Raw genomic sequence first — 15,499 nt, 5'->3', positions numbered from 1 at the left:
ATGACCAACGACGAAAAGCTGCTCTCCTACCTCAAGCGGGTCTCCGCCGATCTGCACCAGACCCGCCAGAGGCTGCGCGAGGTGGAAGGCCAGGACCAGGAACCCATCGCCATCGTCGGAATGAGCTGCCGCTTCCCCGGTGGTGTCACCAGCCCCGAGGAGTTCTGGCGGCTCATCCACGACGGCACCGACGCGATCGGGGACTTCCCCGACGACCGCGGCTGGGACGTCGACGCGCTGTACGACCCCGACCCGGACGCCACCGGCAGGACGTACTCCACCCGAGGCGGCTTCCTGCGCGACGCGGCGGGATTCGAACCCGACTTCTTCGGCATCAGCCCGCGGGAGGCCCTGGCGATGGACCCCCAGCAGCGCCTGCTGCTGGAGGTGTCGTGGGAGGCGCTGGAACACGCCCGTATCGCCCCCGACTCGGTGCACGGCGACCGGGTCGGGGTGTTCGCCGGCACCAACGGACAGGACTACCGGGACCTGCTGGCCAGGATGCCCGAGGACAGCGAGGCCGCTCTCGGCACGGGCGCCCTGGCCGCCGTGATCTCCGGCCGGATCTCCTACACCCTCGGTCTTGAGGGCCCGGCGGTCACCGTCGACACCGCCTGCTCCTCCGCGCTCGTCGCCGTCCACCTGGCCGTCCAGGCCCTGCGCGGCAAGGAGTGCACCCTCGCCCTGGCGGGCGGCGCCACGGTCATGGCCACCCCCAATTCCTTCGTCGCCTTCAGCCGCCAGCGTGGCCTCGCTCAGGACGGCCGCTGCAAGTCCTTCGCGGACACCGCCGACGGCACCGGCTGGGGCGAGGGCGCCGGCATGCTGCTCCTGGAACGGTTGAGCGACGCCCGCCGCAACGGTCACGAGGTGCTCGCCGTCGTCCGGGGCTCCGCCGTCAACCAGGACGGGGCCTCCAACGGTCTGACGGCACCCAACGGCCCCTCCCAGCAGCGGGTCGTCCGGGCCGCGCTGGCCGGCGCGCGCCTCGCCCCGGCCGACGTCGACCTGCTGGAGGCGCACGGCACCGGCACGACGCTCGGGGATCCGATCGAGGCACAGGCCCTGCTGGCCACCTACGGTCAGGACCGGCCCGAGGACGCCCCGCTGTGGCTGGGGTCGGTGAAGTCCAACATCGGGCACACGCAGGCCGCCGCGGGCGTCGCGGGAATCATCAAGGCCGTGATGGCGATGCGGCACGGCGTCCTGCCGCGGACGCTGCACGCCGACGATCCGTCGACGAAGATCGACTGGAGCCGCGGCCAGGTCCGCCTGCTCACCGAGAACCGTCCCTGGCCCGGCCACGGACGCCCCCGCCGTGCCGCGGTCTCCTCCTTCGGCGCCAGCGGGACCAACGCGCACACCATCCTCGAAGAGCCGCCGGCCGAGGAAGCGCCTCTGGCGGATCCCGCGCCGCGCACGGCGCCGCCGTTGGTGCCCTGGGTGCTCTCGGGGCGGACGGAAGAGGCGCTGCGCGAGCAGGCCGCCCGCCTGGCGTCGGCCGCCGCGGACGCCGACCCGGTGGACGTGGCCCACTCCCTCGCGGTCTCCCGTACCGCCCACCCCTACCGTGCCGTCGTCCTCGGCGCAGACCGCGACGCGCTGCTCGCCGCGGTGACGCGGGTCGCCGACCACGGACGGCCGACCGCGCTGGGCCGCGTACGCAGGGGCCAGACCGCCTTCCTCTTCACCGGCCAGGGCTCCCAGCGCCCCGGCATGGGCCGCGGGCTGTACGAGCACTTCCCGGTGTTCGCGCGCGAGTTCGACCGGATCTGCGACCTGTTCGGCGACGACCTGAGGGGACTGGTCCTCGGCGACGACCCCGAACCGCTCCATCGGACAGAGCGCACCCAGAGCGCGCTGTTCGCCTTCGAGGTCGCCCTCTACCGGCTGGTGGAGTCCTGGGGCCTCAGCCCCGACTACCTCGCGGGACACTCCATCGGCGAGATCGCCGCGGCGCACGTGGCGGGTGTGCTCGATCTGGAGGACGCCTGCACCCTGGTGTCCGCGCGTGGACGCCTCATGCAGGCGCTGCCCGAGGGCGGCGCCATGATCTCCCTGCGCGCGACGGAGGACGAGGTCCGGCCCCTGCTCACCGAACGGGTCGGCATCGCCGCCGTCAACGGGCCGCACTCCGTGGTGATCTCCGGTGACGCCGCCGAAGCCGAGAGCATCGCCGCCCGCTTCGCCAAGTCCCGCCGGCTGAAGGTGTCGCACGCCTTCCACTCGCCGCTCATGGAACCCATGCTGGACGAGTTCCGGGCAGTGGTCCGGTCCCTGGCGTTCCGCCCGGCCGCCATCCCGGTGGTCTCCAACGTCACCGGCGCGCTCGCCGGCCAGGACATCGCCGGCCCCGACTACTGGGTGCGGCACGTGCGTGAGGCCGTCCGATTCCAGGACGGTATCCGCGCCCTCTCCCGGGAAGGGGTCACCCGTTTCCTGGAGATCGGCCCCGACGCGGTGCTGACCGCCATGGCCCGCGAATGCCTCGGCGCCGACGAGGACGGCGGTCAGGACTCCGTCCTCGCGGCCGCCACCCGCCGGGACCGGGATGAACCCGAGACCCTGTTCACCGCCCTGGCCCAGCTGTGGGTGGGCGGCGCGGGACCGCGCTGGGAAACGCTGTTCACCGGCGCCCGCGTGGTCGACCTGCCCTTGACGGCCTTCCAGCGCACACGCTTCTGGCCCGAGACGGCGGCGCTCGTGGGAGACATCGGCTCGGCCGGACTGGACTCCGCCGACCATCCGCTGCTGGGTGCCGCCACGGTGCTCGCCGGATCGGAAGGAGCGGTGCTCACCGGGCGTCTGTCCGTGCGCACCCACCCGTGGCTGGCCGACCACGTGGTCGGCGGCGCCGTGCTGGTGCCCGGCACCGCCATGGTGGAGATCGCGGTGCGGGCCGGTGACCAGGTCGGCTGTGGCCGGCTGGAGGAACTGGCCCTGGAGATCCCGCTGGTTCTGCCACCCGACGACGGCGTCCGCGTCCAGGTGGCCGTCGGCGCGCTCGACGCGGCAGGAGTCCGTACGGTCCAGATCTACGCGCGCCTTGAGGGAGCAGGGCCCGACGCGGTCTGGACCCTGCACGCCTCGGGCCTGCTCGCCGACGGCCCGGCAGCTGCGGGGGTCCGGCTGGAGGAATGGCCGCCGTCCCGGGCGGAGGAACTGGATCTCACCGGCCTGTACGAGCGGCACGCGGCCGCCGGACTCGCGTACGGGCCCGCCTTCCGAGCACTCACCGGAGCCTGGCGGGACGGCGACGACCTCTACGCCGAGGCACGGCTGCCGGAGCGCCAGGCCACCGACGCGCCGCGGTTCGGGCTGCATCCGGCCGCCTTCGACGCGGTCCTGCACGCGCTGGCCCTGCTCGGCGAGGGCGCGGGCGCGGGCAAGGGCGGGGGTGACGGCGACCGCTCCGGTGACGACACCGCCCGGCTGCCGTTCATGTTCGCGGGAGTCACCCTGCACGCCGCGGGCGCCTCGGTCCTGCGGGCCCGCATGACGCCCACCGACGACCACACCTTCACCGTGGACCTGGCCGACGCCACCGGCGCCCCCGTCGCCACCGTCACCTCGCTGGCCTCCCGGCCGCTCACCGGGCTGCGGCGCGAGCACGACGCCACCGACGATGCCCTGTACGCCGTCGACTGGCAGCCCGTGGTCCTGGAGACCGACGCCCCCGACCACGGTCACCGGTTGTTGCGGATCGAGCCCGGCCACAACGGGGACACCGTGCGCGCGGCACTGCACACCGCCCTCGCCGCCCTCCAGGACGACGACCCCCGTCCGCTGGCCGTCATCACCCGGGGCGCCGTCTCCGTCGCGGGGGAGGACGTGCCGGACCTGGCCGGCGCGGCGGTGTGGGGGCTGGTGCGCACCGCACAGTCGGAGAACCCCGGCCGCTGTGTGCTCCTCGACCTCGACGAGGCCGGCCGGCACGGCGACGAGGTCCTGGCCGCCGTCGTGGCCACGGGCGAACCCCAGGTCGCGGTCCGTTCCGGCACCGCGCACGCGGCCCGGCTGACGCGCGCCGACGTCCCCGACGAAGCGACAGCGCTCTCCCTCGACCCCGACGGCACCGTGCTGCTGACCGGTGCCACCGGGGGACTGGGACCCGTACTCGCCCGGCACCTCATCACCACGCACGGGGTGCGCCACCTGGCGCTGGTCAGCCGAGGCGGTGCCTCCGAGGAACTGGTCGCCGAACTCGCCGCGCTCGGCGCGACCGTGACCGCGTACGCCTGCGACGTCGCCGACCGCGACGCCCTGGCCGCTGTCGTCGAGGAAGCCGGGCGGCAGCGTCCGCTCACCGCGGTCGTGCACGCCGCCGGTGTCCTCGACGACGGTGTGGTGTCCTCGCTGACGCCGGAGCGGATGGACGCCGTACTCGCCCCGAAGGCGCTCGGCGCACTCCACCTGCACGAGCTGACCCGCGAGCACGACCTGTCGGCCTTCGTGCTGTTCTCCTCCGTCGCCGGTACCGTCGGCGCCCCGGGCCAGGGCAACTACGCCGCCGCCAACGCGCTCCTGGACGCGCTCGCCACCCACCGCCACGCACACGGCTCGCCCTCCCTGGCCCTCGCCTGGGGCCCGTGGATCCCGGCCGGCGGCATGACCGGCGCCCTCGACGAAGCCGACCTCGCCCGCATGTCCCGCGGCGGCATGACGCCCCTCACGCCCGACGAGGGCACCGCGCTGTTCGACCGCGCGCTCCGCGCCGCGCGTCCCTCGCTGGTGCCGGTACGGCTGAACACCTCCGCGCTGCGCGCGCAGGGCGGAGGCCTCGCCCCGATCCTGCGCACCCTGGTCGGAGGCCACACCATCCGCCGTGAGGCGGCCACCCAGGAGGCGGGGCCGACCTTCGCCGACCGCATGGCGGCCCTCGGCGAGACGGAGCGGGCCGAGGCTCTGCTGCGTACCGTCCGCACCCACGTGGCCGTCGTCCTCGGACACACCGGGCCGGACACCGTGGACAGCGACCGGGCCTTCAAGGAGCTCGGCTTCGACTCGCTCGCCGCGATCGAACTGCGCAACTCCCTGTCCGCCGAGACGGGCCGGCGGCTCCCCGCCACCCTGATCTTCGACCACCCCTCGCCCCTCGCCCTCGCCACGCACCTCGGCACCCTGGTCGCCGGTTCCGGTACCGTCGCGCACCGGACCCGCGGTACAGCTCCCAGCCGCACCGACGAGCCACTGGCGATCGTGGGCATGGCCTGCCGCTACCCGGGCGGAGTCCGTTCCCCGGGAGACCTGTGGCGCGTGGTCGCCGACGGCACCGACGCGATCGCCCCCTTCCCCGCCAACCGCGGCTGGGACGTGGACCGTGTCGTCGACCCCTCGGGGCAGCGGCCCGACACGTCCTACGTGGGCGAGGGCGGCTTCCTCTACGAGGCGGGCGAGTTCGACGCCGCGTTCTTCGGTATCAGCCCCAAGGAGGCGCTGGTGGCCGACCCCCAGCAGCGGCTGCTGCTGGAGACTTCCTGGGAGGCCCTGGAGAACGCGGGCATCGACCCCCTCACCCTCAAGGGCAGCCCGACCGGTGTGTTCGCGGGAGTCCAGTACCACGACTACTTCGGCAGTTTCGGCTCCGGCAGCATCATCTCCGGCCGCGTCGCCTACACCCTCGGCCTGGAAGGGCCCTCACTGTCCGTCGACACCGCCTGCTCCTCCTCGCTGGTGGCGCTTCACCTGGCCGCGCAGTCACTGCGCCAGGGCGAGTCCTCCCTGGCGCTCGTCGGCGGTGTCGCCGTCATGGCCACTCCGGAGACGTTCGTCGAATTCAGCCGCCAGGGCGCGCTCGCCCCCGACGCCCGCACCCGCGCGTTCGCGGACGCGGCCGGCGGTACGGTGTGGGGTGAGGGAGTCGGCGTCCTGGTGGTCGAGCGCCTCGCCGACGCCCGCCGCAACGGCCATCCCGTCCTCGCCGTCGTGCGGGGCACCGCCGTCAACCAGGACGGCGCCTCCAACGGACTGACCGCGCCGCACGGCCCCTCGCAGGAACGCGTCATCCGTCAGGCCCTGGAGAACGCCCGCCTCACCACCGCCGACGTCGACGTGGTGGAGGCGCACGGCACCGGCACGACGCTCGGGGATCCGATCGAGGCACAGGCCCTGCTGGCCACCTACGGTCAGGACCGGCCCGAGGACGCCCCGCTGTGGCTGGGCTCGGTGAAGTCCAACATCGGGCACACCCAGGCCGCGGCCGGGGTCGCCGGCGTCATCAAGATGGTCATGGCGATGCACCACGACACCCTGCCGAGGACGCTGCACGTCGACCTGCCGTCCACCAAGGTCGACTGGGACGCGGGACGGGTGCGCCTGCTGACGGAGGAGCACCCCTGGCCGGGCACGGGGCGGCCGCACCGGGCCGGGGTGTCCTCGTTCGGAATCAGCGGCACCAACGCCCACGTCATCCTCGAACAGGCTCCGTCCGTCCCTGCCGAGCCCGCGCCCGACGCGGCCGAGGGCCCGGCCGCACCGTGGCTGCTGACGGCGAAGTCGCCCGCGGCCCTGGCCGGTCAGGCCGCCGCGCTGCTCGACCATCTCGACACCCATCCCGGCCTGGACCCGTCCGACATCGGCTGGTCGCTCGCGACCACCCGCGCCCGCTTCCCCCACCGGGCCGCCCTCACCGGCGACGACCCCGCCGAACTCCGCCACGCACTGCACCAGTTGGTCATCGGCGGCACCGCCCGCAATCTCATCGAGGGCAGTGCCACCGGCCGCGCCCGGCCCGTCTTCGTCTTCCCCGGCCAGGGCTCCCAGTGGTCCGGCATGGCCACCGAACTGCTGGACCAGTCACCGGTGTTCGCGGCCCGGATGGCCGAGTGCGCCGCCGCTCTGCGGCCGCACATCGACTGGGACTTCCACGCGGAACTGAGCGGCGCTCTCGACCGGGTCGACGTCGTCCAGCCGCTCCTGTGGGCGGTCATGGTGTCGCTCGCCCACACCTGGAGCAGCTACGGCATCGGTCCGTCCGCCGTCATCGGCCACTCCCAGGGGGAGATCGCCGCGGCGTGCGCGGTGGGCGCGCTGTCCTTGCAGGACGGCGCCCGAGTGGTCGCGCTGCGTTCCCAGGCCATCGCCGAACTGCTCTCCGGCTCCGGCGGCATGATGTCCGTCGGCGAGGGCGCCGAAGCCGTCCGCGAGCGGATCGCGGCGTGGGACGGCCGACTGTCGGTCGCCGCCGTCAACGGCACGGTCTCCACCGTCGTCTCCGGTGACTCCGACGCCCTCGACGAACTCCGCGCCCAGCTGCGCGCCGAAACGGTCCGCGCCAAGCGGCTGCCGGTGGACTACGCCTCCCACAGCGCCCACGTCGAGTCACTCCGCGAACGCCTCGCCGAGGTCCTGGCCGGCATCGAACCACGCCGCGTCGAGGTGCCGTTCTACTCGACCGTCACCGGCACCCTGATCGACACCTCCGAACTCGGAGCCGACTACTGGTACACGAACCTGCGCGGCACGGTCCTCTTCGAGGCGGCCGTGCGCGCGGCCGTCACCGACGGCCACACCCTCTTCGTGGAGTCCAGCCCCCACCCCGTGCTGACCGTCGGCATCCAGGAGACCGACGACGCGGTGGCCGCGGTCGGCTCGCTGCGCCGGGACGAGGGAGGCCGCGACCGGATGCTCGTCGTCCTGGGGGAGGCCGCGGTCCACGGCGCCGACCCGGACTGGTCGGCCGTCGCCGAAGGCCGCCCCACGCGCCAAGTGCCCCTGCCGTCCTACGCCTTCCAGCGTGAGTGGTACTGGCTGGACAGCACGGCCACCGGCGCCGACGTCACGTCCGCCGGTCTCGCCGCCACCGACCACGCCCTGCTCGGAGCCGCGATGGTGCGGGCCGACAGTGGCGAAGCGGTGCTCACCGGCCGGCTCTCGGCGGGAACGCATTCCTGGCTGACCGACCACCGGGTCGGTGGCCGGCTGCTGTTCCCGGGCACCGGGCACCTCGAACTCGCGCTGCGAGCCGGCTCAGAGGCCGGCCACGGGGACGTGAGCGAACTGACCCTGCACGCCCCGCTGGTCGTGCCCGACCACGGTGCCGTCCAGGTCCAGGCGGTCGTCGGCCCGCCCGGGGACACGACCCGCTCGCTGACCATCTGGTCCCGCGTGGAGAGCGCCGACGAGGAACTGCCGTGGACCCGGCACGCGGACGGCCTGCTCGCCCCCACCGGCAGCCTCCCGGCCGCCGGTGAACCGCTCATCTCCTGGCCCCCGCAGGGCGCCGAGCCCATCGTCCTCGACGGGCTGTACGAGGATTTCGCCGGCCTCGGTCTCGAATACGGCCCCTCATTCCAGGGACTGGAGGCCGCCTGGCGGACGGAGGACGGCGTCTGCGCCGAGATCGCCACCCCGGCCCCCGTAGACGGCTTCGACCTGCACCCCGCCCTCTCCGACGCCGCGCTGCACACCGTCGGCCTCGCCGACCCGACCGCCGACGAGGCGCTGCTGCCCTTCGCCTGGTCCGGAGTACGGCTGCACGCCACCGGCGCGACCTCGCTGCGGGTACGGATCCGGAACACCGGCCAGGGCACGGTCTCCCTCACCCTCGCCGATCCCACGGGAGCCCCGGTCGCCACGGTCGACTCCCTCACCCTGCGTCCGCTGCGCACCGACGTGCTGGACGCCGCCGCACGGCCGGCCGGGGCAGGTGCGCTGCACCGAGTCGACTGGGTGCCGGCGCCGGCACCGGACGCGGCCCACGACTCGGGGAGCGTGCGCGTGCTCCGCGCCCCGACGGGTGTCACCGCCGCCGAGGCGCGAGCGGCCGTCGGTACCGTCCTGGACGAGCTGCGTGCTCGGCTCGCCGACGAGCGGGACGCCGAGAGCCCGCTCGTCGTCCTCACGGGCACCGACCCGGCCGGCGCCGCGGTCGGCGGCCTGGTCCGCTCGGCCCAGTCGGAGAACCCCGACCACGTCGTCCTGATCGAGACCGAGCCCGGTGCGGAACCCGACGCCGACCGCCTCGCCGAGGCCCTCGCCACGGGCGAACCGCACCTGGCCCTGCGCGAGGGCGGCTGGTACGTGCCGCGCCTCGCCCGTGTCACGGCCCCCGAGCCGGTACCGGACGAGTCGGCCCCGCCCGCTCCCGGGCTGGGCACCGGCACCGTCCTGCTGACCGGCGCGACCGGCGCCCTCGGCGGCGTCGTCGCGCGGCATCTCGCCGGCGAGCGGGGCGTCCGGCATCTGCTGCTGCTGAGCCGGAGCGGTGCCTCCGACGAACTGGTCGCCGAGCTGACCGCACTCGGCACCGAGGTCACCAGCGTCGCCTGCGACGTCTCCGACCGGGAAGCGCTCGCCGCCGCCCTGACGGCGATCCCCGCGCGGCGGCCGCTGACCGCCGTGATCCACGCGGCCGGTGTCCTGGCCGACGGCGTGCTCGACTCCCTCACCCCCGAGCGCGTCGACCTGGTCTTCCGTCCGAAGGCCGACGCGGCCTGGCACCTGCACGAACTCACCGCGGACCTCGGCCTGTCGGCGTTCGTCCTGTTCTCCTCCTCCGCGGCGACCCTCGGCTCGCCCGGCCAGGGCAACTACGCGGCCGCCAACGCCTACCTCGACGCACTGGCCGCGCACCGTAGGAGCCTGGGCCTGCCGGCCCACTCCATGGCCTGGGGCCTGTGGGACCGTTCGGGCGGCATGACCGGAACCCTCGACGAGACCGACCGGGCGCGCATCGCCCGCGGCGGCATCGCTCCGCTCGGGACCGAGGACGGGCTCGCGCTGTTCGACGCGGCCCTGCGCGAAGACGAGCCCGTCGTCCTGCCGCTGCGCCTCGACATCGCCGCGCTGCGGGCCGGTACCGAGACGGTGGCTCCGCTGTTCCGCGGTCTGGTGCCCGTCCGCCGGGCGACCGCCGCCGGTGCCGCTGCCGCGGGCGAGGACTCCCTTCGGGACCGGCTCGCCGGACTGCTGGAGCAGGAACGCGAGCCGTTCCTCATCGACCTGGTGCGCGGCCGCGTCGCCACCCTCCTCGGCTACCGCTCGGCCCAGGACGTGGGCCGCACCCTGGCCTTCCGGGAACTGGGCTTCGACTCGCTGGCCGCGGTCGAGCTGCGCAACGGCCTGGCCGCCGCGACCGGCCTGCGGCTGCCCGCCACCCTGGTCTTCGACCACCCGACCCCGGCCGAACTCGCCCGCTACCTGCTCGGCGAGCTGACGGACACCCTCGACCGCCCCGCGGCGGTGGTCACGGCGCGGACCGCGGCCGACGAACCCATCGCCATCGTCGGCATGGCCTGCCGCTTCCCCGGCGACATCGCCTCGCCGGAGCAGCTGTGGCGGCTGGTCGCCGAAGGCCGCGACGCCATCGGCGACTTCCCCACCGACCGTGGCTGGGACATCGACACGCTCCACGACCCGACCCTGGACCGCCCCGGGACCACCTACACCCGGCACGGTGCCTTCCTGCACAACGCCGCCGACTTCGATCCCGCCTTCTTCGGCATGGACGAGGAGGAGGCCCTGGTGACCGATCCCCAGCAGCGCCTGCTGCTGGAGACCTCCTGGGAGGCCCTGGAACGGGCGTCGATCGACCCCGCCTCCCTGCGCGGTTCCGACACCGGCGTCTTCGCCGGCGTCATGTACCACGACTACTTCGCCAGCTTCGGCTCCGGCAGCGTCGTGTCCGGACGGGTCGCCTACACCCTCGGTCTGGAGGGACCGACCCTGTCCGTCGACACCGCCTGCTCCTCCTCGCTGGTGGCGCTGCACCTGGCAGCACAGGCGCTGCGCCAGGGCGACTGCTCCCTCGCCCTGGCCGGGGGAGTGTCCGTGATGGCCACGCCGGGCACCTTCGTGGAGTTCAGCAGGCAACGGGGTCTGTCCCGCGACGGCCGCTGCAGGCCCTTCGCGGACGCCGCCGACGGCACGGGCTTCGGCGAGGGCGCCGGCGTCCTGCTGGTGGAGCGGCTCAGCGACGCACGGCGCAACGGCCGTACGGTCCTGGCCGTCCTGCGCGGCAGCGCGGTCAACCAGGACGGCGCCTCCAACGGCATCACGGCGCCCAACGGACCCGCCCAGCAACGCGTCATCCGCCGCGCCCTGGAGACCGCCGGCGTTCCCGCGGCGGACGTCGACGTCGTGGAGGCCCACGGCACCGGCACGACCCTCGGCGACCCCATCGAGGCACAGGCGCTGATCGCCACCTACGGCGCCGAGCACACCGACGAACGCCCGCTGTGGCTGGGCTCGGTCAAGTCCAATCTGGGCCACACCCAGGCGGCGGCCGGGGTGGCCGGAGTCATCAAGATGGTGCAGGCGATCCGCAACGAGACGCTGCCCGCCAGCCTCGGAATCGACACCCCGTCCCGGCACGTGGAATGGGAGGAGAGCCACGTCCGTCTGCTGACCGAGTCCCGGCCGTGGCCCGACGCCGGGCGACCGCGCCGCGCGGGCATCTCCTCCTTCGGCATCTCCGGGACCAACGCCCACGTCATCCTCGAAGCCGCGCCGGCCGAACCGGCGGCGCGCCCGCGGACACCCGAGCCCCACCCGGCTGCCGCCGTGCCCTGGCTGCTGTCCGGGCACACGGAACAGGCGCTGCGCGCCCAGGCCGTCCGGCTGCTGGACCACCTGACCGACGCACCGGACGCCGACGCCCGAGAGGTCGCCGGTGCCCTCGCCCACTCCCGCACGGCACTCGCGCACCGCGCCGCCGTAGCGGGACACACCCGGGAGGACCTGACCGAGGGCCTGCGCGCCCTGTCCCAGGGCCGCACACCGCCCTCGGGCGCGACCGGCACGGCCACCGACGGCAAGCTCGCCCTGCTCTTCTCCGGCCAGGGCTCCCAGACGCCCGGCATGGGCGCGGGGCTCGCCACCGCGTTCCCGGTCTTCGCGGACGCCTACGACGAGGTGAGCGGCCACCTGAACCCGCTCCTCGACCGGCCCCTGGCCGAAGTACTCGGCTCCGCGGAACTGCTCGAACGCACCGCATACACCCAGCCGGCCCTCTTCGCCTTCGAGGTCGCCCTGTACCGGCTGCTCGAGTCGTTCGGGGTCCGGCCCGACGTGCTGGCCGGCCACTCCGTCGGCGAGTTCGCCGCCGCCCACGTGGCCGGCGTGCTCGGCCTCCAGGACGCGTGCCGGCTCGTCGCCGCACGGGGACGGCTGATGCAGGCCCTGCCCGAGGGCGGCGCCATGGTGGCCGTACGCGCCGCGGAGGACGAGGTCGCGCCCCTGCTCGGCGACGGGGTCGCGATCGCCGCCGTCAACGGACCCGACTCCGTGGTGATCTCCGGCCCCGCCGGCCCGGTCCGCGCGCTCGCGGCCCGGTTCGAACGCAGCAAGGAACTGGCCGTCAGCCACGCCTTCCACTCGGTCCTCATGGAACCGATGCTGGAGGAGTTCCGCGCGCTGGCCGAGTCCCTGTCGTACGGCACCCTGCGCATCCCGCTGGTGTCGACCCTCACCGGCGCCCAGGCCGCCCCGGACGAGCTGTCCACTCCCGAGTACTGGGTGCGCCATGCCCGCGAAGCCGTTCGTTTCGCCGATGCGGTCGCGGTGCTGCACGACGCGGGCGCGAGGCACTTCGCCGAGGTCGGCCCCGGCAGCGCGCTCACCACCGCGGCCGGTGACTGCCTGCCCGAACACATCGCCGTCGTTCCGCTCCAGCGCCGGGACCGGGAGGAGACCGAGTCCCTCGTCGCCGGACTCGCCACGCTGCACGTGCACGGCGCCCACATCGACTGGACGGACCTGCTGCCGCACCGCGGCGGCGCCGAGTTGCCCACCTACGCCTTCCAGCGAGGGCGGTACTGGATGACCGGCGACGCGAGTGCGACCGGGCCCGTCGCCGATCACCCCTTGCTGGGCGTCGCCGTGGAACGGGCCGACGCCGACGCGAGCCTGTACACCGCGCGGCTCTCGCTGTCCGCGCAGCCCTGGCTCGCCGACCACGCGGTGGGCGGCGTACCTCTGCTGCCCGGGACCGCGTTCGTCGAGATGGCCCTCGCCGCGGGGGCCCGCCTGGACTGCCCCGTCGTGGAGGAACTGACCGTCGCCGAACCGCTGGCACTGCCCGAGCACGGCACCGTCCGGCTCCAGTGCACGGTCGGCGAGCCGGACCCCGCCGGAGCACGCGACTTCCGCGTCTACTCCGCACAGTCCGACGGCGACCCCTGGACCACCCACGCGACCGGCACACTCCGCCCGGCGGACCCGGCTTCGGCGCCCCCGTACGACCTGACGTCCTGGCCGCCTCCCGGAGCCGAACCGGTCGGCCTGGACGACGTGTACGAACGGCTCGGCGCACTCGGCGCCGAGTACGGGCCCCGCTTCCAGGGCCTGCGGGCGGCCTGGCGCTCCGGCGACGAGGTGTACGCCGAGGTCTCCACGCGGCCCGACGGCGCTCCGTTCGCCCTGCATCCCGCACTGTTCGACTCCGCGCTGCACGCCATCGGCCTGCGTGACGGCGCCGCCGAACGGATGGCGCTGCCGTTCGCCTGGAGCGGTGTCGAACTGCACCGCGCCGGCGCGACGGCCCTGCGGGTGCGGATCGCGCCGCTCGACTCGGGCGCCGTGCGGATCGACACCGCCGACGCCACCGGCCGGCCCGTGGCCCGGGTCGCGTCACTGGCCCTGCGGGAGGTCGATCCCGCCCGGATCGCCGCCGCCGCGGCCGGCGGCCACGACGACCTGTTCACCCTCGACTGGGTGCCCGTGGCGGTGCCGGCCGTCCCGCAGGCGGACCGCTGGACCGTCCTGGGCCCCGGCCACGAGGCCCTGGCCACCACCCTGGCGGGTGAGGTCGCGGAGGTGCTCGCCGCCGCCGACCTGGACGAGGCCGCCGCCCAGCACCCGGTCACCCTCGTCGTCCCGCACGCGGGTGGAGAGGGTCCCGAACGGATCCGCGCCGCGACACGGCGGCTGCTGGCCATCGTGCAGGAGTGGCTGGCGGACGAGCGGTTCGCCGGCACCGGCCTCGTCGTCGTCACCTCCGGCGCCGTCGGCATCGTCGCCGGGGAAGTCGTCCACCCCGGCGCGGCCACCGCGTGGGGCCTGCTGCGTTCGGCTCAGTCCGAGCATCCCGAGCGGATCATCCTCGCCGAACTCGACGACTCCGACGCCTCGCGCCGGCTGCTGCCCTCCGCCGTCGCCTCCGGCGAACCCCAGCTGGTGCTCCGGGAGGGCGCGGCGCACGCCCCGCGGCTCGTGCGGGCCCCGCGACTGGAAGCCACGGACCCGGTCGACTGGTCGGGCGGCGTCCTCGTCACGGGGGGCACCGGCGCACTCGGCCGCCTGACGGCCCGGCACCTGATCACCACGCACTCCGTCACGCGGCTGGTCCTGCTCAGCCGCAGCGGGGCCGAAGCACCCGGCGCGAGGGAGCTGTGCGAGGAACTGACCTCCCTGGGCGCGCGGGTGACGCTCGTCGCAGGGGACGTCTCCGACCGCGCCGTCCTCGCCCGGGTCCTGGACGAACATCCGGTCACCGCCGTGGTCCACACGGCCGGGGTTCTCGCCGACGCCGTCATCACCTCGCTCACACCGGAGCAGCTGGACAGGGCGCTGCGACCGAAGCTGGACGCCGCGCTGCACCTGCACGACCTCACCGCCGACCGGCCCTTGACGGCGCTCGTGCTGTTCTCGTCCGCGGCGGGTCTGCTCGGCAGCCCGGGCCAGGCCGCCTACGCCGCCGGCAACGCCTTCCTCGACGCCCTCGCCACGCACCGCCGGTCCCAGGGACTGGCCGCCGTCTCCCTCGCCTGGGGCGCCTGGGCGGGCAGCGGCGGCATGGCGGACCGGCTGGGCGACACCGACGCCCGCCGCATGACCTCCGGAGGGGTACTGCCCCTCGACGCGGACGCGGCACTGGACCTGTTCGACACCGCGGTGGGACGTCCCGAAGCCGTCCTGCTTCCCGCGCGCCTCGAACTGAGCGCTCCCAGGGACGCCGCTCGGGTCGCCCCGCTGCTGCGCGGCTTGATCCGTGTGCCACGCCGCACGGGCGGGTCCGGGTCGGCCGCCTCGGCCGCGCTCCGGGGAGAACTGGCCGCCTCGACACCCGAGAAGCGGACCGCAAGGCTGCTGGACCTGGTGCGCGAGGAGGCCCGGCACGTCCTCGGGACCGAGGAGTTCGAGGCGGACCTGCCCTTCAAGGACCTCGGTTTCGACTCACTGACGGCGGTCGAGTTCCGCAACCGGCTCAACGAGGCCACCGGCTTGAGGCTGTCCGCCACGCTGGTCTTCGACCACCCCAGTCCCACCGCCCTCACCGACCACCTGGCGGCCGAACTGGCCCCGTCGGCGAACGACGGTTCCCACACTCAGGACGACGGCGTCCGCGCGGCCTTGGCCGCCATCCCGCTGGACAAACTCCGTGCGTCGGGACTGCTGGACAGCCTGCTCGAACTCGCCGGCGTACGACCCGCGCGAGACGAGGCAGGCGACGCGGCGTCCGGCCGCCCTTCGATCGACGCGATGGACGCGATGGACGCCGAGAGCCTGATCAACCTGGCCCTCGACGGTTTCGTCGGCGACGACGACGCTCTGTGACAAG

At 74.5% G+C, this 15,499-nt stretch carries 1 protein-coding gene; it reads left to right on the top strand.

What is annotated here, in order from left to right:
* Window positions 1-15,495: an SDR family NAD(P)-dependent oxidoreductase gene (locus tag ACFC1X_RS11135; protein WP_376351184.1), complete on the top strand. Its 15,495-nt coding sequence runs from the start codon at window positions 1-3 to the stop codon at window positions 15,493-15,495.
* Window positions 15,496-15,499: the final 4 nt, after the last annotated feature.

Origin of the sequence: Streptomyces sp. NPDC056128 (assembly GCF_042263835.1) — a bacterium.
Taxonomy (GTDB): Bacteria; Actinomycetota; Actinomycetes; order Streptomycetales; family Streptomycetaceae; genus Streptomyces.
This window is presented reverse-complemented; position numbering and strand designations above follow the sequence as displayed.

Coding starts and splice junctions, on each gene's coding strand:
- ACFC1X_RS11135 (WP_376351184.1), top strand. CDS start 1: ATGACCAACGACGAAAAGCTGCTCTCCTACCTCAAGCGGGTCTCCGCC.